At 73.8% G+C, this 22,020-nt stretch carries 19 protein-coding genes; 9 read left to right on the forward strand and 10 right to left on the reverse strand.

The genetic code is table 11. The annotated features are described in order from the left end of the window. Positions 1-444: 444 nt before the first annotated feature. Both ACFY8W_RS30780 and ptsP read left to right on the forward strand, forming a co-directional pair. A complete protein-coding gene (locus ACFY8W_RS30780; RefSeq protein ID WP_386868580.1) occupies positions 445-894 on the forward strand; it encodes a PTS glucose transporter subunit IIA in 450 nt (149 codons plus the stop codon). A gap of 81 nt (positions 895-975) precedes the next feature. Then, positions 976-2,646: a phosphoenolpyruvate--protein phosphotransferase gene (ptsP, locus tag ACFY8W_RS30785; protein WP_391112267.1), complete on the forward strand. Its 1,671-nt coding sequence runs from the start codon at positions 976-978 to the stop codon at positions 2,644-2,646. Positions 2,647-2,715: 69 nt separating this feature from the next. Here the strand turns inward: ptsP and ACFY8W_RS30790 are convergent, their stop codons facing one another. Beyond that, positions 2,716-3,657: a hypothetical protein gene (locus tag ACFY8W_RS30790; protein ID WP_391112269.1), complete on the reverse strand. Its 942-nt coding sequence runs from the start codon at positions 3,655-3,657 to the stop codon at positions 2,716-2,718. A gap of 25 nt (positions 3,658-3,682) precedes the next feature. After that, positions 3,683-4,963 carry an MFS transporter gene (locus tag ACFY8W_RS30795; protein ID WP_391112272.1) on the reverse strand — a complete coding sequence of 427 codons (1,281 nt, stop codon included), beginning with the start codon at positions 4,961-4,963 and terminating at the stop codon, positions 3,683-3,685. A 47-nt stretch (positions 4,964-5,010) separates the two neighbouring features. Between ACFY8W_RS30795 and ACFY8W_RS30800 the strand changes: the two genes are divergently transcribed. Then, entirely contained in the window at positions 5,011-6,330 is a 1,320-nt protein-coding gene (locus tag ACFY8W_RS30800; protein WP_391112275.1) for an aminotransferase class I/II-fold pyridoxal phosphate-dependent enzyme, read from the forward strand. A gap of 259 nt (positions 6,331-6,589) precedes the next feature. On the opposite strand, the gene ACFY8W_RS30805 is transcribed toward ACFY8W_RS30800, so the two are convergent. Both ACFY8W_RS30805 and ACFY8W_RS30810 read right to left on the reverse strand, forming a co-directional pair. Further along, entirely contained in the window at positions 6,590-7,729 is a 1,140-nt protein-coding gene (locus ACFY8W_RS30805) for a protein kinase (protein WP_391112277.1), read from the reverse strand. A gap of 53 nt (positions 7,730-7,782) precedes the next feature. Next, entirely contained in the window at positions 7,783-8,226 is a 444-nt protein-coding gene (locus tag ACFY8W_RS30810; RefSeq protein WP_391112280.1) for a hypothetical protein, read from the reverse strand. A 106-nt stretch (positions 8,227-8,332) separates the two neighbouring features. On the opposite strand from ACFY8W_RS30810, the gene ACFY8W_RS30815 reads away from it, so the two are divergent. Beyond that, complete coding sequence (locus ACFY8W_RS30815) at positions 8,333-8,917, forward strand: DNA-binding protein (protein ID WP_391112283.1); 585 nt, start codon at positions 8,333-8,335, stop codon at positions 8,915-8,917. A gap of 37 nt (positions 8,918-8,954) precedes the next feature. Here ACFY8W_RS30815 and ACFY8W_RS30820 read toward each other — a convergent pair whose 3' ends face one another. Further along, a complete protein-coding gene (locus tag ACFY8W_RS30820; RefSeq protein WP_391112286.1) occupies positions 8,955-10,925 on the reverse strand; it encodes an acetoacetate--CoA ligase in 1,971 nt (656 codons plus the stop codon). 216 nt (positions 10,926-11,141) lie between these two features. Between ACFY8W_RS30820 and ACFY8W_RS30825 the strand changes: the two genes are divergently transcribed. Beyond that, positions 11,142-13,511, forward strand: coding sequence for a TIM-barrel domain-containing protein (locus ACFY8W_RS30825; protein WP_391112289.1), 2,370 nt, complete (start codon positions 11,142-11,144; stop codon positions 13,509-13,511). 258 nt (positions 13,512-13,769) lie between these two features. On the opposite strand, the gene ACFY8W_RS30830 is transcribed toward ACFY8W_RS30825, so the two are convergent. Beyond that, positions 13,770-14,342, reverse strand: a complete 573-nt coding sequence (locus ACFY8W_RS30830) for an NUDIX domain-containing protein (protein ID WP_391112292.1) — start codon at positions 14,340-14,342, stop codon at positions 13,770-13,772. On the opposite strand from ACFY8W_RS30830, the gene ACFY8W_RS30835 reads away from it, so the two are divergent. The 3 genes from ACFY8W_RS30835 (at position 14,341) to ACFY8W_RS30845 (ending at position 16,940) form a co-directional block, all read left to right on the forward strand. Next, entirely contained in the window at positions 14,341-15,186 is an 846-nt protein-coding gene (locus ACFY8W_RS30835; protein ID WP_391112295.1) for a M15 family metallopeptidase, read from the forward strand. The two genes, ACFY8W_RS30830 and ACFY8W_RS30835, sit on opposite strands and share 2 nt — an antisense overlap. A gap of 81 nt (positions 15,187-15,267) precedes the next feature. Further along, entirely contained in the window at positions 15,268-15,756 is a 489-nt protein-coding gene (locus ACFY8W_RS30840; RefSeq protein WP_391112298.1) for a zinc ribbon domain-containing protein, read from the forward strand. Next, positions 15,753-16,940, forward strand: coding sequence for a lipid-transfer protein (locus ACFY8W_RS30845; RefSeq protein WP_391112301.1), 1,188 nt, complete (start codon positions 15,753-15,755; stop codon positions 16,938-16,940). The genes ACFY8W_RS30840 and ACFY8W_RS30845 overlap by 4 nt, the downstream gene beginning before the upstream one ends. A gap of 93 nt (positions 16,941-17,033) precedes the next feature. On the opposite strand, the gene ACFY8W_RS30850 is transcribed toward ACFY8W_RS30845, so the two are convergent. The 4 genes from ACFY8W_RS30850 to ACFY8W_RS30865 are packed head-to-tail and all read right to left on the reverse strand — an operon-like array spanning position 17,034 to position 21,204. Then, positions 17,034-17,645, reverse strand: coding sequence for an ATP/GTP-binding protein (locus ACFY8W_RS30850; protein WP_391112304.1), 612 nt, complete (start codon positions 17,643-17,645; stop codon positions 17,034-17,036). Continuing rightward, positions 17,626-18,033, reverse strand: coding sequence for a DUF742 domain-containing protein (locus ACFY8W_RS30855; RefSeq protein ID WP_384420336.1), 408 nt, complete (start codon positions 18,031-18,033; stop codon positions 17,626-17,628). The genes ACFY8W_RS30850 and ACFY8W_RS30855 overlap by 20 nt, the downstream gene beginning before the upstream one ends. Before the next feature lie 16 nt (positions 18,034-18,049). Further along, positions 18,050-18,487, reverse strand: a complete 438-nt coding sequence (locus ACFY8W_RS30860; protein ID WP_384420339.1) for a roadblock/LC7 domain-containing protein — start codon at positions 18,485-18,487, stop codon at positions 18,050-18,052. Continuing rightward, positions 18,484-21,204: a nitrate- and nitrite sensing domain-containing protein gene (locus ACFY8W_RS30865; protein WP_391113342.1), complete on the reverse strand. Its 2,721-nt coding sequence runs from the start codon at positions 21,202-21,204 to the stop codon at positions 18,484-18,486. Before ACFY8W_RS30865 ends, ACFY8W_RS30860 begins: the two co-directional genes overlap by 4 nt. A gap of 426 nt (positions 21,205-21,630) precedes the next feature. Between ACFY8W_RS30865 and ACFY8W_RS30870 the strand changes: the two genes are divergently transcribed. Beyond that, complete coding sequence (locus ACFY8W_RS30870; RefSeq protein ID WP_391112309.1) at positions 21,631-21,990, forward strand: hypothetical protein; 360 nt, start codon at positions 21,631-21,633, stop codon at positions 21,988-21,990. The last annotated feature ends 30 nt before the right edge of the window (positions 21,991-22,020 follow it).

Genomic DNA, 22,020 nt, shown 5'->3' on the forward strand with positions numbered 1-22,020 from the left:
CGCGGGCTTTCCTCCGGGCGCTTCCTTCGTTCTTGCGTTTCCGACTCTATCAGATCTTTTCGATCCGATTTCCTCGGTGCTTTCCGGTCCCTTTCCCAGGCATTCACCTTCGGGGCCCTTCGGCGGGGTCAAACACTACCAGGCTTTTTCCGTCTCCCTGACCACTCCCCCTGCGAGGACGCAGAGGTGTAGACCACTGGGGTTAGGATCTGGCTTGATAGGTGCTGCCGACCCACGACTCAATGCCGCGTTGGGGTCAGGCAGGAGTACGACAGTACATCCCTACGTCACCTGAGGCAAATCGTTTCCGGTAGTCCCTAGGTCCGCCAACTGGTACGTCTCGTGCGGAACCCGGACTACCTATGACATAGGCTTCTGAAACAGTACGCCGTCCAGGACAGGCAGTGACGGCGCCACACAATCTCCGCCCCTGGGAGGCTTCCCATGACAACCGTGACGTCGCCACTCGCTGGACGCGCCATCGGTCTCGCCGCAGTACCCGACCCCGTCTTCTCCGGCGCGATGGTCGGTCCCGGCACCGCCATCGACCCCGTGCGTGAGCCCTCCGAGGCCGTCTCGCCCGTCGACGGCGTCGTCGTCTCTCTTCACCCGCACGCGTTCGTCGTCGTGGACAGCGACGGTCACGGCGTGCTGACCCACCTCGGGATCGACACCGTCCAGCTCAACGGGCAGGGCTTCGAGCTGCTCGTGAACAAGGGTGACACCGTGACGCGCGGACAGGCCGTCGTGCGCTGGAACCCTGCCGACGTCGAGGCCGCCGGCAAGTCCGCCATCTGTCCGATCGTGGCCCTGGAGGCCACGGCCGACTCCCTCTCCGATGTCCGCGAGGACGGGGACGTGAAGGCCGGCGACACGCTCTTCTCCTGGAGCTGACCGCCGGCTCGTCCTCCTGACGAGCGCGCATACGACATTCAACGCGGCGGCCCGGCCGCCGCTCTATCGGAGACGGGTGAGATGGAGACAACGCTGCGAGGCGTCGGCGTCAGCCACGGAGTGGCGATCGGCGAGGTCCGGCACATGGGCACGGCGGTTCTGGAGCCGCCGGCGAAGCAGATTCCGGCCGATGAGGCGGAGCGCGAACAGGGGCGCGCCCGTCAGGCCGTGGAGGCTGTGGCTGCCGACCTGATTGCACGCGGCAATCTGGCGGGCGGCGAGGCCCAGGCGGTGCTCGAGGCCCAGGCGATGATCGCTCAGGACCCGGAGCTCATCGCCGACGTCGACCGCCGTATCGCGGTCGGCAGCACCGCCGAGCGCGGTATCTACGACGCGTTCTCGCACTACCGGGAGCTGCTCGCCGGTGCGGGTGAGTACATGGCGGGCCGGGTGGCCGACCTGGACGACGTGCGGAACCGGATCGTGGCGCGTCTGCTCGGCGTGCCGATGCCGGGTGTGCCGGACAGCGACGAGCCGTACGTGCTGATCGCGCGGGACCTGGCGCCCGCCGACACGGCTCTGCTCGACCCGGCGCTGGTGCTCGGTTTCGTGACCGAGGAGGGCGGGCCGACCAGTCACAGCGCGATCCTCGCGCGTGCGCTGGGTGTGCCGGCCGTGGTCGCGCTGCCGGGTGCGGGCGAGCTGGCCGAGGGTACGGTCATCGCGGTGGACGGTTCCACCGGTGAGATCTTCGTGGACCCGAGCGAGGAGAAGAAGGCGGAGCTGACCCGGGCCGCCGAGCAGCGCAAGGCCGCTCTGGCCGCTTCCAGCGGTCCCGGTGCGACCTCGGACGGGCACAAGGTGCCGCTGCTCGCGAACGTGGGCGGTCCCGCGGACGTTCCGGCGGCGGTCGAGGCCGGTGCCGAGGGCGTGGGTCTGTTCCGTACGGAGTTCCTGTTCCTGGACGACAGCGCGAAGGCGCCGTCCGAGGAGAAGCAGGTCGAGGCGTACCGGAAGGTGCTCGAGGCGTTCCCCGAGGGCCGGGTGGTCGTGCGGGTGCTCGACGCGGGCGCGGACAAGCCGCTGGACTTCCTGACGCCGTCGGACGAGCCGAACCCGGCGCTGGGCGTGCGGGGTCTGCGGACGCTGCTCGACCACCCGGAGGTGCTCCGGACTCAGCTGACGGCGCTGGCGAAGGCCGCCGAGGGGCTTCCGGTGTATCTGGAGGTCATGGCGCCGATGGTGGCCGACCGCACGGATGCGAAGGCGTTCGCCGACGCGTGCCGTGAGGCGGGGCTGCGGGCGAAGTTCGGTGCGATGGTGGAGATTCCGTCCGCCGCGCTCCGGGCGCGTTCGATCCTGCAGGAGGTCGAGTTCCTGTCGCTCGGCACGAACGACCTGGCGCAGTACACGTTCGCGGCCGACCGTCAGGTGGGTGCGGTGTCGCGGCTGCAGGATCCGTGGCAGCCGGCGCTGCTCGACCTGGTGGCGCTGTCCGCCGAGGCGGCCAAGGCCGAGGGCAAGAGCTGTGGTGTCTGTGGTGAGGCGGCCTCGGATCCGCTGCTCGCGTGTGTGCTGACCGGTCTGGGTGTGACCTCCCTGTCGATGGGTGCGGCGTCGATTCCGTACGTGCGGGCGACGCTGGCCAAGTACACGCTGGCGCAGTGCGAGCGTGCGGCGGCCGCGGCGCGTGCCGCGGACACGGCGCATGACGCGCGGATGGCCGCGCAGGCGGTGCTGTCCGGGGAGTGATCCCGGGCCGTGGGCCGTGCAGAGTGTCGAAGGGGCTTCCCGCCGCGGTGGTGGGGAGCCCCTTCGGCGTCAGTGGGGGTGGGGGTCGTCGGGGAGGGGTTCGAGGGGGAAGCCGGGGCGGTGGTCGACGTCGGGTTCGGGGGCGATGGGTTCGCCGGTGCGGGCGTCGGTGCAGTAGGCGTCGAAGACCTCGGCCTCGGTGAGCGGGTGGAGCCGTCCGGCGTGGAGGCGCCAGCCGTGGAGGCGGTCCCGGGCGCCGGGTGTGGCGGTGCGCAGGACGAGGCCGCCGGGGGTGCTCAGGGCGATGCCGACGGCGAGGACGGTGACGAACTCGGCGCCTTCCGACGAGTCGAGGCGGGCGGGTCCCGTGGTGTCGCGCGTGACGTGGAGGGTGGCGATGAGCTGCTCCGTGTCGGCGGGGACGCTGCACACGAGGTGGTGGGTGCCGGGGCCGGCGGCGTCGAGGAGGCGCAGCAGGAGCCGGGACGCGCGGTCGAAGGAGGCGCGGCCGATGTCCTGGCCGCAGTCGGCGCACGGGCCGGTCTCGGTGAGGAGCATCGTGGCGTACTCCCAGGTGGCGCGGCGGACGGCGGTGTCGATGAGGGTGGGTACGAGGGTGGCGAGGGGCTGTCCTGTGTAGGTGACGCGGGGTCCGGTGGCGGCGCGTTCGGCGGTGTAGCGGGCGCGGCTCGCGGGGTGGTCGGGGTCGAGGGCGGTGTCGGCGCAGTAGTCGGCGTAGTCCTCGGGGTCGAAGAGGGCGACGGTGGTGTGGCCGCCGTGGGCGGTGAGGGTGTCGAGGAGGTCTTCGACGTGGTGCAGGTAGCGGGCGTGGTCGTCGAAGGCGAAGGTCTCGTACCGGCGCATGGTGGTGAAGTCCTCCTCGTCGGCGAGGAGGGCGAGGGTGCCGGCGGTCTCCCGGCGGAGGGCGCGGCGCAGGGCCGTGTCGGTGGTTCGGTGACCGGCGTGGTCGCCGGTGCGGTGGTCGGTCCGGTCGGTGCGGTTCTCGGTCATGTCTCCCCCTGGGTGCTGCCATGAACTACTCACTCACCGTAACCGCGGGCACTGACAGTGACGACGTGTCGGGTGCGGCGAGCCGGTCACGGGTCACCCGGTGCTGGGCGGCTGCGGCGCCGACGAGGGCGAGGCCCAGGACCGGCCAGGCGAGCGGGCCCGCGGCCATGACGCCGGTGACGAGGAGCGGGCCGGCGAACCTCTGGGTGGAGTGGGCGAGTCCGTGGACGCCGAGGTAGGCGCCCTGGGCCTCGGCGGGAGCGAGGGCGACGGAGAGTTCCCAGGAGGCGGTGGCGTGGAGGATCTCGGCGAAGGTGAGCGCGATGACGGCGAGGACGAGCGCGCTGATGGCGACGGCGGGTCCGCCGGCGGCGGAGGCGGCGAGTGCGACGGTGCCGACGACGAAGAGACCGGCGAGCGGGACGAGCAGGCGGCGGGCTGCCGGAGTGGTGGTGGCGAAGCGGGCGAGGGGGACCTGGAAGAGGACGACGAGGACGGTGTTGAGGACGAGGAGCAGCGGGGCGAGGCCGACGGGGGCCGAGGTGGCGTGGACGATCCAGAGCGGTACGGCGACCTGGAGGATCGTGTCGTCGAGGAAGAGGGCGGCGTCGGTGGCGGTGTAGCCGAGGAAGGTGCGGTCGCGCCAGGGGTTGGCGGGCCGGGCCTTGGGGGCGTCGGCGGAGGTGGCGGCGACGCGGGCGGGGGCGGGTGGTTCGGCGCAGCGCAGGGTGAGGGCGGCGATCACGGCGTAGGTGAGGACGTTGCCGAGGAGCAGCAGGCCGTAGGCGCGGGTGCTGCCGGTGGCGAGCGCGGCGGCGGCGCCGAGGCCGCCGATGGACCAGCCGATGTTGACGGTGGTGCGCTGGATGGCCTGGTAGCGGACGCGTTCGGAGCCGGCGAGGCGGGCCGCGTAGAGCTTGATGAGGACGCTGCCGGCGCGGTCGGGGAGGGCGCCGAGGGCGGAGTAGAGGGTGAGGAGGAGGAAGTTGTCGGTGGTGAGGAGGGCGAGGAGGGCGGCACCGCGCATGAGCTGGGCTGCGGCGATGAGGCGGACGAGCGGGAAGCGGTCGGCGAGGCGGCCCGCGAGGGGCGCGCCGGCGATGCCGACGCCGCCGGAGACCGTCATGAGGAGGCCGACCTGGGCGAGGCCGAGTCCGGAGACGTAGGTGAAGTAGAGGGCGGTGCAGCCGGCCCAGAGGCCGGTGCCGGTCTTGTCGATGATGCTGACCAGGAGCATGCGGCGGCCGTCGCGGCCTCCGGGAATGCGGTGGAGTGCGGTGCGGTGCCACGGAGTCGGGCGGCTCACTCGGTTCCCCCTTGACGCGAGTTATGTATTGATACATAGTTCAGTACGTGGCAACACAATATTCGATCAGTGGGACGACGGCCAAGGGGATTGCCGCGTCCGTCGAGCGCGGGATCTCCGAGGGCGAGCTCGCGCCGGGTGACGCGCTTCCTCCCGTGCGGCGGCTCGCCGACGAGCTCGGCGTCAGCCCGGGCACCGTCGCGACCGCGTACAAGGAACTGCGGGGGCGCGGTCTGGTGGTCACGCGCGGCCGGGGCGGCACGGTGGTCGCGGAGGCCCCCTCCGTGGCCTCGCGCCGGCCGCCGCGCGTGCCCGCGGGACTCGTGGACCTGGCGGGCGGGCATCCCGACCCCGCGTTCCTGCCGGTGCTCAGGCCACCGGCCGAGCTCCGCCCGACGTTCGGCTCGCACCGCGCGGCGCCCCGGCTCGCCGCCCTCGAGGAGCTGACCCGGGCCTGGTTCGCGCGGGACGGCGTGCCCTCGGAGCGGGTGACCTTCGCGCACGGCGCGCTCGACTGCATCGCACGGCTGCTGTCCGTCGAGCTGCGGCCGGGCGACGCGGTGGCGGTGGAGGACCCCGGCTTCCACCACCTCCTGGACCTCGTGCCGGCCCTGGGCCTGCGGATGGTGCCGGTCGCCGTGGACGCCCACGGGATGACTCCGGACGCCCTGCGCGCGGCGCTGCGGGCCGGGGTGCGGGCGGTGGTGTGCACTCCGCGCGCCCAGAACCCCACCGGTGCGTCCCTCTCCCCCGCCCGACGCGACGAACTCGTGGCGCTGCTCCGGGAGTTCCCCGAAGTGCTCGTCGTCGAGGACGACTACACCGTGGAGGTCGAGGGCCCGGTCGCACCCACGCTGGCCGCGGCGGGCCTGGACCGGTGGGCACAGGTGCGCACCGTCTCCAAGCGCCTGGGCGTCGACCTGCGATGGGCCGGGGTCGCCGGTGATCCCGTGACGATCGCCCGGCACGACGGGCGGATGCTCATGACGTCCGGCTGGGTCAGCCACGTCCTGCAGGAGACGCTGGTCGGGCTGCTGTCCGACCCGGCGGTCGCCCGGCTCGTGGCGTCCGGCGAGGCCGCGTACGCGGAGCGGCGCCGGGCTCTGATCGGCGCCCTCGGCTCGTACGGCATCCGCTCCGTCGGGGCGACCGGGCTGAACGTGTGGGTGCCGGTGCGCGACGAGTCGGCGGTGGTGAACGGGCTGCGCACGCACGGCTGGTGGGTGGCGGCCGGGGCCCGGTTCCGGATCGGCGCACCCACGGGCGTACGGATCACGACGGCGACGCTCGTCCCGGAGGAGGCCGAACGGCTGGCGCGGGACTTCGCGGACGTCCTCGGCGACCGGCAGGCCATGTACGGCGGTTAGGGCCCGGCCGGGCGGTCAGGCAGGCACTGAGGCCCGCCGCCGCACTTCCGGTCGGAGGGACGTCCGGGACGGTCGGGGCAGGCAGGCACTGAGGCCCGCCGCCGCACTTCCGGTCGGAGGGACGTCCGGGACGGTCGGGGCAGGCAGGCACTGAGGCCCCGCCGTCGCGCTGTCCGGTCGGAGGGACGTCCGGGACGGTCGGGGCAGGCAGGCACTGAGGCCCCGCCGTCGCGTTGTCCGGTCGGAGGGACGTCCGGCGTCAGTCCTCGGCGGTGGCCGGGAGCCATTCGTAGCGCCGGGTGCCGGGGACGTGGTCGCACAGCAGGATGTAGCCCTCGGGGCTGAAGGCGGCGTCGAGCTCGCGGTCGGCCGGGCACGGGCTGAAGACCGCCGGGCCCGTGGGGTCCGCGGGTCCGCGTTCCGCGTCGGCGGGGACGGTGCGGGTGGGCGAGGCGGGCGCGGCCGGTCCGGCGCCCGGGCCTGACTCCCCCGGCCCGGCATCGGTCAGGGCCGCCGCGACGGCGACCGCCGTGGCCGCCACGAGGAGCGCCGCCCCGGCGGCGAGCGCGTACCACCGCGGTCGCCGGCGGCGGCCTCGCACGTCACCGGGCGGGCCGGGGACGTCGCCGAGCTGGTCGGGGACGAGGAAGGGCTCGTCGTCCCAGAGGACCGGCCACCGCTCGGGCCCGAGGGCGTGGCGGGCGGCGGCGATCGTGTCGCGGGCGGCCGCGGCCGTGGGCCGCTGTTCCGGGCGCTCGGCGGTCATGGCGGCGACGAGTCCGGCCGGGGCGCCGAGGTCGCGCAGGACGAGTCCGGCCGCGTAGACGTCCTGCGCGGGCGAGCTGTCCGCCCCGGCGCGTGCCTCGGGGGCGAGGTAGTCCGGGGTGCCGGCGACGAAGGCGGGCGCGGTGAGCCGGAGGTGGGGCAGGACGCGGGCCACGCCGAAATCGCCGAGGTAGGCGTGCGGGCGGCCCGCGCCGGAGGCGGCCAGGAGCACGTTCGACGGTTTGACGTCACGGTGGACGAGGCCGTGGAGGTGCACGGCCACCAGCGCGTCGAGGAGTTGCTCGGCGATCAGCAGGCCGACGGCGGGCGGGAGTGCGCCGTAGTCGGCGAGGAGGCCGCCGAGGGTGCCGCCGCGGACCAGCGGCAGCACCAGCCAGGCCTCGCCGTCGCGGACGAACCAGTCGACGGGGGCGAGGACATGGGGATGCCCGATGCGGACCGACTGCTCGCACACCAGCCGGAGCAGCGACTCGACGTCGGCGCCGCCGGAGACCTTCACGGCCACGTCCGTGCCGTCGCGGCTGTCGACAGCCCGCCAGACCGTGCCCTGCGCGCCCCGCGCGACGGGCGCGACCAGCCGGTACCGGTCGGCGAGCATCCCCCCTGCTTCCATGCGCCGCAGCGTACCGGCGCCGTCCCCCCTACGACCTCACCCGCGCGGCGGCGTCACATGCTGGCGACCGTGAGGATCACGTCGTTGCCCGAGGTGGCGATGCTGACGGAGGTCTTGTCCGAGGTGGCGGTGAAGACGCCGGCGATGTCCACCACGGTGTAGCTCGCGCCTTCGAGAGCCGTGCGGTAGTCGGCGATGAGGGCCTTCGGGTCGTCCGAGCGGTAGGTGAGCACGTACGCGCCCTTGTCGCCGGTCACGGTCGTGAGCGTGCCGTCGGGGAGGGGCAGGCCGGCCGGGAGGTCCTCGGGCTCCTTGACGCCGCCGGAGGTGCCGGGGGCGTCCGAGGGGGTGCCCGCGTCGGCGGTGCCCGGGGCGGCCGAGGCGGTGGCGGGCTTGTCGGAGCCCTTGGTGTCCGATCCGTTGCCGCCGCAGGCGGTGAGTCCGAGGCCGGCGATCAGGACGACGGCGGCGAGCGAAGTGGCGCGGTGCCAGGACATGGTGACATCCCGTCAGTCGGATGAGAGTGGTCGTGCCTTCCGGACGGGAGATTGACACATGAAAACTATCTTTGACAAGTGTCAATCACACTCCTAACGTGCAGGTATGGACCACGCCACGACGAAGCGCAATCAGGAGCTCCAGCGCCAGTGGTACGGAGCTCCCCTCGGCGAGCTGTGCCGGGACCTGTGCGGGCTGTTCGGAGTGACCCAGTCCGGGCTCGCCGAGATCCTCGGCGTCTCCCCGGCCATGCTCAGCCTGGTGATGCGCGGGCAGCGCGCCCGCATCGCCAACCCCGACGCCGCGGCACGGCTGTCGGCGGTGCTCCACCTCGCCCACGACGTGCGCGCGGGCACCGTGCCGCCCGGGGAGGTCGCGGACGCCCTCGCGGCGATCCGGGCCAACCGGACGCCCGGGCAGGACTCGCTCGGCGCGGCCGTCACGCAGCCGTCCCCCGCCGGCGAGCCGGAGGGGGACGGTGATCTGTCCTTCGCGCTGCGTCTGCGGGACCTGTTCAACGCGCGGGCCGGCGCCGCGGAGATCCTGGAGGCGGCCGCGCTCCTCGACGGCCCGCACCCGGGGCTCGCCGAGATCCTGCGCACGTGCGGCGCGGGGCGCACGGACGAGGCCGTGGACCTGGTCCGCCGCCTCGCCCCCCGCCCTGAGGACGGGCGGCGGGGACGGGGTTAGCCCGGCCGGCGCCCGGCGGCGCCCGGACCGGCAGGGCTCAGGCCTTGCGGCGCTCGGCCGCGAGCTCCTCGTAGAAGCGCAGCAGGTCGAGGTTGTCGACCGAGCCCGGGTTGACGGCCTTGGCCATCGGCGTGCCCTGGAGCAGCCGCTTGACCGGGACCTCGATGCGCTTGCCGGTGAGGGTGTGCGGGACGGCCGGGACCTCGATGATGTCGTCGGGGACGTGCCGCGGGGAGAGTTCGGCGCGGATCGTGCTCTTGATGCGGCCGACCAGCTCGTCGTCCAGGGCGGCGCCTTCGGCGAGGTGGACGAACAGCGGCATCCAGTAGCCGCCGTCCGGCTCCTCCAGGCCGATGACGAGCGACTCGCGGATCTCCGGGAGGCGCTCGACGGCCTCGTAGATGTCGGCGCTTCCCATACGGACGCCCTGGCGGTTCAGGGTGGAGTCGGACCGGCCGTGGATGACGACGGAGCCGTGGTCGGTGATCGTGATCCAGTCGCCGTGCCGCCACACGCCGGGGAACATCTCGAAGTAGCTGTCGCGGTAGCGGCTGCCGTCCGGGTCGTTCCAAAAGCGGATCGGCATCGACGGCATCGGGTTGGTGACGACGAGCTCGCCGACCTCGCCCACGAGCGGCTTGCCCGACGGGTCCCAGGACTGCAGGTCGGTGCCGAGGCAGGCGGCCTGGAGCTCGCCGATGTGCACCGGGAGCGTGGGCACCGCGCCGGCGAAGCAGGAGCAGACGTCGGTGCCGCCGCTGACGGAGGCGATCCACAGGTCCTCGCGGACCTCGTCGTGCAGCCAGCGGAAGCCGTCGGGCGGCAGCGGGGAGCCGGTGGTGGCCACGCACTTCACGCGGGAGAGGTCGAAGTCGCGGCCGGGGTGCACGTCGGCCTTGGCGCAAGCCATCACGTACGCCGCGGAGGTGCCGTACAGGGTGGCGCCGGTGCGCTCGGCGACGCGCCACTGGGCGCCGGTGTCGGGGTAGCCGGGGCTGCCGTCGTACAGGACGACAGTCGTGCCGGTCAGCAGGCCGGAGACGAGGAAGTTCCACATCATCCAGCCGGTGGAGGTGTACCAGAAGAACACGTCCTCCGGGCCGAGGTCGCAGTGCAGGCCCAGCTGCTTGACGTGCTCGATCAGGATGCCGCCCTGGGACTGCACGATCGCCTTCGGCAGACCGGTGGTGCCGGAGGAGTAGAGCACCCACAGCGGGTGGTCGAACGGCACGTGCTCGAAGACCGGCTCGGTGTCGGCGGAGGTCAGCTCCGACCAGGCCAGGGCGCCCTCGGGGGCCGGGGTGCCGAGCAGCGGGATGTGCACGACGGCGCGCAGCGAGGGCAGTTCGGCGCGCAGTTCGGCGACGGTGTCGCGGCGGTCGTGCTCCTTGCCGCCGTAGCGGTAGCCGTCGACGGTGAACAGGACGACGGGCTCGACCTGCTGGAAGCGGTCGAGGACGCTGCGGGCGCCGAAGTCCGGGGCGCAGGAGGTCCACACACCGCCGACGGCGGCGGTGGCGAGGAGGGCGACGACGGCTTCGGGGATGTTGGGCAGGTAGCCGCTGACGCGGTCCCCGGGCCGCACGCCGAGGCGGCGGAGCTCGGCGGCGAGCGAGCCGACCTGACGGCGCAGCTCGCCCCAGGTGATCGGACGCGGCTCGTGCGTCTCGTCGACGTGGAGCAGCGCGGTGGCGTCGGGACGCTCCTCGGCGGCGCGCAGCGCGTGCTCGGCGTAGTTGAGGGTGGCGCCCGGGAACCACTCGGCGCCGGGCATGGAGCGGTCGCCCAGGACGCGCTCGTACGGGGTGGCGAAGCGGAGGTCGAACCATTCGGCGACGGCCGCCCAGAAGCCCTCGAGGTCCTCGACGGACCAGCGGTGCAGGGCCTCGTAGCCGCCGTCGGCGGGAGCGCCGTGGCGCTCGGCCGCCCAGGCCTGGAAGCGGGTGACGGCGGCCGCGGAGACGCGGTCCTCATCCGGCTGCCACAGCGGCTCGGTCTGCGATGTCATGTGGGTCGGCTCCCTGGCTGTACGCGGGTCTGCGTGTGTCGCGCGCACGTGCGGGGGTGTGCGCGTGACGCGGCTGACAGGGACGATGCCATGTGATCCGATTTCGCACCAGGGTTCCCCGCCCATGGTCCGCCAGCTGAATGTGTGCTCCCACCACGGGTGAACGGCAGTTGAACGAACCGCGCACGGCCTGTCCCGGATGGCAGGGTGAGCCGCATGGACGGTCGTGAGCTGGTGCGCTCGGTGAAGGTGATGGGTTCGGTGCAGGGGTTGCGGGCGGTCCGCTCGGCGTGGCGGCAGCGGCGTGCCGACGCGCGGGCGCTGCCGCCGAGGGGGGCGGAGCGGGCCCGGGTGCCGGGGCCGGTGGGTGGGGCGGAGCCGGCGCCGGGCGGCGGGATCATCCGTTTCGCCCGCTCGCAGCTGCGGATCTCGGTGTCGGCCGGCGGCACCGTGTTCTGGGGCTGGGACGGAGCCGAGCCGCTGCCCTCGTACGCGCTCGCCGGCAAGCCGCCCGAGCCCGACCCGCGTGCCGTCCTGGAGCCGGACACCGACGGCGGCTGGCGGGTGGTGTCGGAGCGGGTGACGGTCGCGGTGTCCCGGAACGGCGCGGTGGAGGTGCGCACCCCCGGCGGGGTGATGCTGCGCCGTGACCTGCCGCCGCGCTGGTGGGAGCCGGTGCAGGGCGGCAGGTCCGCACGCTGGGTGCAGCGCGGCGAGGTGCCGGCGGACGCCCGGTTCTTCGGGCTGGGCGGAAGGGCGTCGGGGCCGCGGCTGCGCGACGGCTCGTACCGGCTGTGGAACACCGACCCCTCGGCCGCCTTCGACCCCGGTGACGACCCGCTGTACATCACCATGCCCGTGCAGCTGGTCGTCGCGGACGCGGGCACGCACCTGGCCTTCTACGACAACACCTGGGACGGGCGGGTGGTCCTCGCCGAGGGCGAGGAGGGCGCGGGTTCCGGCCATGACCGGCCCGGCAGCAGCGAGGTCCGGATGGAGGGCGGCCCGCTGCGCTGCTGGGTCGTGGTCGGCACCCCCGCGCGCGTGCTGCACGGCTGGGCGGCGCTCACCGGTGCGCCGGCGCTGCCACCGTCCTGGGCGCTCGGGCCGCAGCACGCGCGCTGGGGCTTCGGCAGCGAGCGGGAGGTGCGGCGGGTGGTGGACGGCTACCGGGACCGGGGTCTTCCGCTGTCGGTGCTGCACCTGGACATCGACCACTACGACGGGCACCGGGTGTTCACCGTGGACCGGGAGCGGTTCCCCGATCTGCCGGGGCTCGCCGAGGAGCTGCGCGGGCGCGGGGTGCGCCTCGTGTCGATCGTCGACCCGGCGGTGAAGGCGGAGCCGGGCAACCCGGTGTACGACGGCGGGCGAGCGGCCGGGGCGTTCGTCCGGGACGACCGGGGCGAGGAAGTCCACGGCGTGGTGTGGCCCGGAGAGTGCGCCTACCCGGACTTCACCGACCCGGCGGCGCGGGAGTGGTGGGGCGGTCTGTACGAGGAGCGGCTGCGGCAGGGCTTTTCCGGGGTGTGGCACGACATGAACGAGCCGGTGTCCTTCGCGCCGTTCGGCGACCGGACCCTGCCGCGCTCGGCCCGGCACGCGCTGGAGGGCCGGGGCGGCGACCACCGCGAGGCGCACAACGTGTACGGGCTCGCGATGGCGCGCGCCGGGTACGAGGGGCTGCGCCGGCTGCGGCCTGAGGAGCGGCCGTTCCTGTTCTCGCGCTCCGGGTGGGCGGGGATGCAGCGGTACGGCGGGACCTGGTCGGGCGACGTGTCGACGGGGTGGCCGGGGCTGCGGGCCTCGCTGGCGCTGGTCCTGGGGCTGGGGCTGTGCGGGGTGCCGTACTCGGGTCCCGACGTGGGCGGTTTCGACGGGAGCCCGTCGCCGGAGCTGTTCCTGCGCTGGTACCAGCTGGGGGCGTGGCTGCCGCTGTTCCGTACGCACGCGGCGATCGACGCCGGGCGGCGCGAGCCGTGGGAGTTCGGCCCCGAGGTCCTGGCGCACGCGCGCGTGGCGCTGGCCGAGCGGGAGCGGCTGCGACCGTACTTCGTGACGCTGTCACGGCTGGCCCGGATGACGGGCGCGCCGTACGTGCGTCCGGTCTGGTGGGGCACGCCGGAGGACCGGGCGCTGCGGGACTGCGAGGACTCGTTCCTGCTCGGCGACTCGCTGCTGGTCGCTCCGGTGCTGTCCCGGGGCACGGACCGGCGGGCGGTGCGGCTGCCCCGCGGCCGCTGGTACGACACGGCGACCGGCGAGGCGTACGAGGGCCCGGGGCAGGTGCTGCTCGACGCGCCGCTCTCCAGGGTGCCGGTGCTGGCCCGCGCGGGCGCGGTGATCCCGGTGCGCGGGGACGGCGACGAGGGCGGGGCCGGGGAGCTGGTCCTGGAGGTGTGGGCGCCTGCCGCGGGGCGTACGGGCGGCGGGCTGGTGGTGCGGGACACCGGGGACGGGTGGGAGCCGGCGGAGATCGAGCGCTACCAGTCGCGCGTGGTGGACGGCCGGGTGGTGGTGGAGCGGGTCACCGACGGGGGCGTGCGGGAGGCGGGGCTGCCGGTCCGGGTGCGCGGTCAGGCGTAGCCGGTCGGAGCCGGCCGGTAAGAGGCAGCCGTCGGCAGTCAGCCGACCGGAGCCAGCCGGTCGGAGGCCGCCCGTCGGAGGCCGCCCGTCGGAGGCCGCCGATCACAGGCCGCCCGTCGGAGGCCGCCCGTCGGAGGCCGCCGATTCAGAGGCAGGCGGTCGGAGGCCGCCCGTCGGAGGCCGCCGGTCACAGGCCGCCGGTCACAGGCCGCCCGTCGGAGGCCGCCGATTCAGAGGCAGGCGGTCGGAGGCCGCCGGTCAGGTGTAGTCGCCCGCGAAGAAGCGCCGTACCGCCTCCGTGTGGAGCGGGAAGGCCAGTTCCTCGGGCGCGCGCAGCAGATGGTGGCCGCTGGTTTCGTCCGTGGCGGCCGGCGGCGGGAGGTCGGCGGCCGGGCGGGGCGGGAGCAGGCCGAAGACCAGCAGGTGGCCGGCCGGCGAGCTGAGGGCGTCGGCGAGCCGTACGTCCTCGGCGGCGGCCTCGATGCCGGTCTCCTCGCGCAGTTCGCGCACCACGGCCGTCCGCCAGTCCTCGCCGAAGTCGACGAAGCCGCCGGGCAGGGCGACCTGCCCGGACTGCGGCGGGATGGTGCGGGTGATCACGACGAGCGCGGTGCCGCCCGCGTCGGTCACGGGCAGCAGGGCGACGGCCACCGGCAGCGGGTTGCGGTAGGCGGTGGAGCCGCAGGCGGCGCAGGTGCGCGGCCAGCCGGCGTCGGCCGGGTGGCGGGCGCCGCAGGAGGAGCAGTGGGAGTGCGGTGCGGAGTCGGTCACGGGCCGACCGTACGCGATCACCCTTTCCCGCCGCTGCCGTACCTGATAGACGGTGCACATGACAGGACTGAAGCGACTGACAGGACTTGCCTCCGCTCTCCGTGCCCTCGGGGCCCTGGCCGCCGCCGGGCTGCTCGCCGCCACCGCCGCCGTGCCGTCCGCCAGTGCGGCCGGTGCGGCCGGTGCCGCGCCGGAGCCCAAGGCTCCGAAGGAGTTCGTGGCGCTGGACCGGGTGGACCCGACGATCCTTCAGGAGATGCGCTACACCACGGAGCACAACTTCGTGGGCGAGCGGATCGACGGCTACCGCCAGCCGGTGTGCATCCTGACCCGGCCCGCCGCCGAGGCCCTGCACCGGGCCCAGGTGGGGCTGCTCGCCAGGGGCTACACGCTGAAGGTGTACGACTGCTACCGGCCCCAGCGGGCGGTGGACCACTTCGTGCGCTGGGCGAAGGACCTGGACGACGAGCGGATGAAGAAGGAGTTCTACCCGCTGGTCGACAAGTCGCGGCTGTTCGCGGACGGTTACATCGCGGAGAAGTCCGGGCACAGCCGCGGTTCGACGCTGGACGTGACGGTCGTGCGGCTGCCGGCGGCGCCCACCCGGCCGTACGTGCCGGGCGAGCCGCAGGTGGAGTGCTTCCGGCCGCAGGAGGAGCGCTTCCCGGACAACTCCCTCGACATGGGCACCGGTTTCGACTGCTTCGACACCCTCTCGCACACCGACGACCCGCGGATCCAGGGTGCGCAGCGGGCCAACCGCGACCTGCTGCGGGGCGCGCTGGCGGAGCAGGGCTTCGTCAACCTCCCCGAGGAGTGGTGGCACTTCACCTTCAAGCCGGAGCCGTTCCCCTCGACCTTCTTCGACTTCCCGGTGGCGCGGAGCTCGGTGGCGGGGCACTGACGTCTTCCCCCGCCGGTCCGCCCGTGCCAGACTTCCGGCACACACTTCTGACGCATCGTCAGATCCCGGGAGGGGTGGCGGATGGCACGGACGCGCAGGCCGGTGGTGGCCGGCTGGTTCACCGACTGCACCGGCGAAGCCGCCGGGACGGTCCCCGACGGGGAGTTCCGGCTCCTCGGGACCCGCTGCACCGCCTGCGCCGCGGTCTTCTTCCCGCGCGAGGACGACTGGTGCCGCAACCCCGGCTGCCCGGGCGGCGAGCTCGTCGAGACGCCGCTCTCCCGGCGCGGCCGGGTCTGGTCGTACACCGACGGCCGCTACCGGCCGCCCGCGCCGTACGTCTCGGACCCGGACGCACCCTGGGAGCCGTACACCCTGGTGGCGGTGGAGCTGGCGGCCGAGGCCATGGTGGTCCTCGGGCAGGCGGCGCCGGGCGTGCGGACGGCCGATCTGACGGTCGGCGCCGAGGTGGAGCTCGTGCCGGGCGTGCTCAGCGAGGACGAGGAGCACGTCTGGACCACCTGGCACTGGCGGCCGGTGGCCGAGGGCAGCGGGGAGGCGGGCGCGTGAACGACATCGCCGTGCTCGGGGCGGGAATGCACCCGTGGGGCAAGTGGGGCCGGAGTTTCGTCTCGTACGGGGCGGCGGCCGCCCGGGCCGCGCTCGCCGACGCCGGGCTGGACTGGCGGGACGTCGGCTCGGTGGTCGGCGCGGACACCGTGCGCGGCGGCTACCCCGGCTACGTGGCCGGAGCCACCTTCGCGCAGGCCCTGGGCTGGCAGGGCGCGCGGGTGACCAGCGTGTACGCGGCCTGCGCTTCGGGGGCGCAGGCGATCGGCACGGCCAGGGCGCAGATCCTCGCCGGCCTCGCGGACGTCGTCCTGGTGGTGGGCGCCGACGCGGCGCCGAAGGGCTTCTTCGCCCCGGCGGGCGGCGACCGTCCCGACGACCCGGACTGGCTGCGCTTCCGGGTGCTCGGGGCGACGAACCCCACGTACTTCGGGCTCTACGCGCGCCGCCGGATGGCGCTGTACGGGGACACGCCCGAGGACTTCGCGCAGGTGAAGGTGAAGAACGCGGCGGCCGGCGCGCTCAACCCGCTGGCCCGCTACCGCAAGCCGGTGAGCGCGGCGGAGGTGGCCGCGTCGGCGATGGTCGCCGACCCGCTGCGGCTGCTCGACATCTGCGCGACCTCCGACGGCGGCGCGGCCCTGGTCCTGTCAAGCATGGACTTCGCCCGGCGGCACGGGCACCCGGACCCCGTCCGGGTCCGCGCGGTGTCCACGGTCACCCCGACCTATCCCAGGACGGTTCTCGACCTGCCGGACATCGCCACCGACTCCGCGACGACGGCCTCCCCCGCCCCGCACACCTTCCGCGCGTCCATAGCCCGCGCCGCGTACGAGGAGGCGGGGCTCGGCCCCGAGGACCTGTCCCTGGCGGAGGTGTACGACCTGTCCACCGCCCTGGAGCTGGAGTGGTACGAGGACATCGGGCTGTGCGCGCCGGGCGAGGGCGCCAAGCTCCTGCGGGAGGGCGCCACGGCGCTCAGCGGCCGGGTCCCGGTCAACGTGAGCGGCGGGCTCGCGTCCTTCGGCGAGGCCGTACCGGCGCAGGCCATCGCCCAGGTCTGCGAGCTGACCTGGCAGCTGCGCGGCACGGCCGGCGACCGCCAGGTGCCGGGCGCGCGGGCCGGCATCACCGCCAACCAGGGCCTGTTCGGCCATGGTTCGGCGGTGGTGGCGGTGCGCTGAACCCCGGAGGGCGTCCCGGCCGTCAAGCGGTCGCCGGTCGACCGGCCGGCCAGCGTGTCGGCCGGCCGGCCGGTCAGCATGTCGGTCGGCCGGTCAGCCCGGTACGCCGGCCGGGTCCGGGCCGGCCAGGACCAGGGCGTGTTCGACCACCGCGACGAGGACGTTCTTGACCGACTCGCGGTCGCGGGCGTCACACATCACCAGCTCGACCTCGGGATCGAGGTCGAGCGCGCCCCGGACCGTCTCCGCCGGGTAACGACGGGCGCCCTCGAAGCAGTTGACGGCGACCGTGAACGGGATGCCGCGCCGCTCGAAGTAGTCGATGGCGGCGAAGCTGTCCTCCAGGCGCCGGGTGTCGGCGAGGACGACCGCGCCCAGGGCACCCTGCGCGAGCTCGTCCCACAGGAACCAGAAGCGGTCCTGTCCGGGCGTGCCGAAGAGGTACAGGACCAGGTCCTCGCGCAGGGTGATCCGGCCGAAGTCCATGGCGACGGTGGTGGTCGACTTGGTCTCCACGCCATGAAGGTCGTCGACCGGCCGGCCCGCCTCGCTCAGGATCTCCTCGGTGCGCAGCGGCCGGATCTCGCTGACCGCGCCCACCAGGGTGGTCTTGCCGACTCCGAAGCCGCCCGCGACCAGGATCTTCAGCGTCACCGGCTCGACCGGCGGCTGCCTGCGGCTGGAGCTAGAGCGCCCGAAGGCCATTGATCACCTCGCGAAGGATGCTCACGTCCGGCAGCTCGGCCGGCGGAACGGGGCGGGTCACGTGCACGAGCTCGTCGTCGACGAGGTCACCGACGAGGACCCGTACCACCCCGACGGGGAGGTCGAGTCCAGCGGCGAGTTCGGCGATCGACTGCGGCTGCTCGGCGCAGCGCTCGACGATCTCCACGTGCTCGGGGGACAGCGTCTGGTCGCGGCCCGGGTCGTCGGCGGCCGGCTCGGGCACCACCAGCGCGATCAGGTCGAGCCGGTGGCGGGTCGCGGCGCTGGTGCGGCCGCGGGTCATCGCGTACGGGCGGACCACCGGGCCCGCCTCGTCGTCGAACCAGCGGGCGGCCGGCTCCTCGCGGCTCTGGTCTGCTTCGGTCATGCCGTCCCCCCTCTCCTCATCCTCCGGTGGGCAGCCCGGACCGGGGCGCCGTGGCGAGATGTGCGCCGACCCGCTTGACCATGAGGGTCATCTCGTACGCGACCTGGCCGACGTCCGAGTCGGCGTCGGCGAGCACGGCGAGGCAGCTGCCGTCGCCCGCGGCGGTCACGAAGAGGAAGGCGTCCTCGAGCTCGACCACGGTCTGGCGGACCCTGCCCGCCTCGAAGTGGCGGCCGACCCCCTTGGCGAGGCTGTGGAAGCCCGAGGCGACGGCGGCCAGGTGCTCGCCGTCCTCGCGCGAGAGGTCCTGCGAGGCGCCGGTGGGCAGGCCGTCGCTGGAGAGCACCAGGGCCTTGCGGATGGAGCCGACGCGCTGGACCAGTTCGTCGAGGAGCCAGTTCAGCTCCCCGTTGCCGTGGGCGGAGCTGTGGGCTGCGGCGTTCGGTGCGGTCATCGACCGTCCCCCTCGGGTGTCGTTCCTGGTGCTGTCGTTTCGGCGTTCTGCCGACGGCCGCGCTGCCAGCCGCGCTGCATCGAGGCCATGCGGCTGCGCACCTCCTCGGCGTCGCGCTCGAAGGAGTCGGTTCCGTCGGCGGGGGCCGGTACGGCCGTCCCGGCCGGCTGGTCGTCGGCGCGGTCTCCGGCGGCCCGCAGCTGCGGGGCGAGGCTGGCCTGCCGTACGCGGCGGGGCAGCCCGGCGAACGGCGCGGGGCCGCCCTCCTCCGGCACGGGGACGAGGGTGGGCGCGGGGCGCACCCGGGCCAGCTCCATGGTGTCGTCCGTCCTGGCGCCGCCGGGGGCTGCCTCGTCGGACGGCGCGCCGGCGGGATGGGCGCGGCCCTCCTCGTCGAGGCGCCGGCCGCGGTCGACGACGAGCGTCGGCGGGCGGCGGCGGGGCAGTGCCACGGGCCGGGCGGGCGTGTCGTCGTCGCGGTCGCCGCGGGAGCGGTCGGGGGCCTGCTGGTGCTGCTCGCCGCGGCGGCGGTGCTCGCGCGCGCGGAACAGTCCGCCGCGCTCGCTCTCGGTGTCGAGGAGGTCGTCGGCGCCGAGGAGGCCGGAGAAGCTCTCGGAGCCCAGCGGGGCCTCCAGCTCGACGGGGCCGTCGAGGAGCGGTCCCGCGGGTTCGAGGGCCGGGTCGGGCACCTTGGTGAGGGCCGGACGCCGGGACGGCAGGCCGTCCGGTCCGCTGCCGCCCTCGCGGTCGAGCACGGCGCGGTCGAGGTGCGGCCGGTCCAGGTTCTTGCGGTCCAGGCGGAAGCCGGCGCCCTGGGTCTCGGGGGCGTCGGTGAGCAGGGCGGCCGGGATGAACACGACCGCGGTGGTCCCGCCGTACGGCGAGGGCTGGAGCGAGACGCGGACGTTCTGGCGCTGGGCGAGGCGGCTGACCACGAACAGGCCGAGCCGGTCGGTGTCGGAGAGCTCGAACTCGGGCGTCTCGGCGAGCCGGAGGTTGGCGTCGAGCAGGGCGTCGGGGTTCATGCCGAGGCCGCGGTCGTGGATCTCCAGGGTGAAGCCGTTGGCGACGCGTTCGCCGAGCACCTGGACGGCGGTGTGCGGCGGCGAGAACACGGTGGCGTTCTCGAGGAGTTCGGCGATGAGGTGGGTGAGGTCGGCGACGGCGGGGCCGCCGACGCCGAGCCGGGGCAGCCGGCGGACCTCGATGCGCTCGTAGTCCTCGACCTCGGCGACGGCCGCGCGGACCACGTCCATGAGCTGGACGGGCTTGCGCCACTGTCGGGAGGGCGCGGCGCCGGAGAGGATCACCAGGCCCTCGGCGTGGCGGCGCATGCGCGTGGTCATGTGGTCGAGCCGGAAGAGGTCGGCGAGTTCGTCGGTGTCCTCGGTGCGCCGCTCCATGGTGTCCAGGAGGGTCAGCTGGCGGTGCAGCAGGACCTGGTTGCGGCGGGCGAGGTTGACGAAGACCTCGGAGACGCCGCGGCGCATGTCCGCCTGCTTGACGGCGGCCTCGACGGCGGCGCGCTGGAGGGTGTTGAGGGCCTGGCCGACCTGGCCGACCTCGTCGTCGTCGTAACGGAGGTGCGGCACCTCGGTCTCGACGTCGACGTGTTCGCCGGCGGCGAGGCGGCGCATGACGCTGGGCAGCCGGACGCCGGAGACCTCCTGGGCCTCCTTGCGCAGCAGGCGCAGGTCGCGGACGAGTTCGCGGCCGACGCGGACGGAGACGACGACGGAGACGAGGAGGGCGACGAAGCCGAGGACGCCGGCGATGCCCGCCTTCAGCAGCACGCTGTACGCGGCGGGCTGGACGCGGTCCTTGTAGCGGTCGCCCGCGGCGGTGTTGTCACGGGCGAGGTCGTCGAGGACGGGAGTGGTCTGCTCCTGCCAGCGGTCGGCGGTGACGGAGCGCGGGCGCTCGGTGGCGCCCTGGGCGATGAACGCCTCCTCCGCCTTGCGCAGCGGCGCGGTCTCGGCCCCGGACCAGTACTTCTCGAAGCGGTCGCGCTCGGAGCCCGGCAGGATCTCCAGGTTGGCCTCGTAGAGCAGCTTGCGTCCCGCGACGAGGTCGGTGACCGTGCGGGCCTCCTCGGCCGTGACGCGCTCGGCGATGAGCGCGGAGACCACGAGGGCGTCCTCGCGGGAGAGGAGTTCGCGGGCGCGGGTGACGCCGACGAGGGCACGGCCCTGCTTGTCCATCTCGACGTTCTCCAGCGCGTGGAGCGTCATGAGGAAGCTGTAGGCGGGGTCGACGAGCCGGTTGTAGAACTCGAGGGCCTGCATGCGGCCGATGCTGCGGTTCTCCACGGAGCGGCGCAGCGAGGAGAGTCCGTCGAGCGCGGCGAGCAGGGAGTTGAGCCGCTGGGTGGTGACGGGGCTCATCTCGCCGCGTACGCCCGGGTCTGCCGCGTTGCGGCGGATCAGCGCGATCTGCCGGTCGGTGGCCTCGCGTTGCACGCGCAGGTCGGTGAGGGCCTCGGCGGCGCGGGGGTCGGCGAGGTAGACGAGGGACTGGCGGCGTTCCTTCTGGATGACGCGCGCGGTGTCCTCGATGGGGTAGCCGACCTTGTCGACGATGTAGCTGACGTCCAGGAGTTGGCGTGCCTCACGTCCGGTCAGGACGGTGGCGAAGCCCCAGAGCCCGGTGAGGGAGACGAGCGGCACGAGCAGCAAGGCCACGATCTTCCTGCGGATGGACTTCCCGCGAAAGCGCATGGCCTCCCCCAGCTCGGCCTCCGCGGCCACGGAGGTCCTTCACGTCGTCACGCCCGGCGTCAACACGCGGCGTCAACCTTCAGCTTCAACAAACGGCGGCGTGAGCCTACTACTGCATCACAGCCATCTCGAAGATGCGTCCGGGCGATTTTCAGCCGGTCGAGTGAGTGTTGATCATGAGATGTCCCGGTATTCGGGGAGTTGGGTTCCGGCAGTGTGGCGTAGGACACCTGACGGCCGGGGTTTCATCGCCTCCGGACAGATGGCTGGAACTGTTCGTTCCGCAACGGCGTGAGGGGTACCCCGGCGAAACCTTTTCCCGCTGTCGTACGTCATTCTGTACCGGGGAGGGTTGTGTCCGCGTAAAGCGACGCAAGACGGGCAGCAGCCACCTTGGAGACGTCGGTGGTGGGGAGAGACAGCGCGATGGGACACGAGGCGCGACCGGTGCGGCAGTTGTGGGTGGAGGACGAGAGGGGCCGGCGGCGGATGCCCGATCCGGTGCGCAGGGCCGCGGTGCGGGCCGTGCTGATCACGTCGGTGACGCTGATTCAGGGGATGGTCGCCTTCTTCTGTTCGGTCTCGGGGTCGTGGCTGGCGTTCCCGATGACCGTCACGGCGCTCGCGGGCACCGTGGTCGCGACCTGGAGCGTGCTCGACGTCTGGATCACCCGCCAGGTGTGGCGCCAGCGCAACGGGGTCGTGTCGGAGCCGAGCAGCGCGGTCCGCGGCCCGCGCCGCGAGCGGCGCCGGGAGGAGCACACGCCCCTCTCCGAAGCGGCCTGAGCCGGAGTCAGCCGAAAGGGCCCGGTCCCC

The sequence above is a fragment of the Streptomyces sp. NPDC012637 genome, assembly GCF_042954805.1.
Classification (GTDB): domain Bacteria; phylum Actinomycetota; class Actinomycetes; order Streptomycetales; family Streptomycetaceae; genus Streptomyces.